This window comes from Serratia sp. TMDUHS_CL (assembly GCF_037137105.1).
Classification (GTDB): Bacteria; Pseudomonadota; Gammaproteobacteria; order Enterobacterales; family Enterobacteriaceae; genus Serratia; species Serratia nevei.
On the sequence record NZ_JBBBDV010000044.1, the window covers coordinates 1 to 281 of the forward strand.

Below are 281 nucleotides of genomic sequence, written 5' to 3' on the forward strand. Positions count from 1 at the left end.
TTGGAGTGCAGCTGACGGAAGTTTTCCAGCTCGCGCATCGGCAGGTCGTAGCCGGTGAGGTGCAGGAGGCTGTAAATCAACATGGAGCCGTGACCGTTGGAGAGCACGAAACGGTCGCGGTCAGCCCAGTGCGGGTTAGTCGGGTTGTGGTTGAGGTAGTCACGCCACAGGACTTCGGCGATGTCCGCCATGCCCATAGGGGCACCCGGGTGGCCGGAATTTGCTTTTTGTACGGCGTCCATGCTGAGTGCGCGGATGGCGTTGGCAAGCTCTTTACGAGA

General features: G+C 60.1%; 1 pseudogene. It reads right to left on the reverse strand.

The annotated features are described in order from the left end of the window. A pseudogene (locus tag WCL58_RS25290) lies at positions 1 to 281 on the reverse strand (transketolase); the annotation flags it as partial.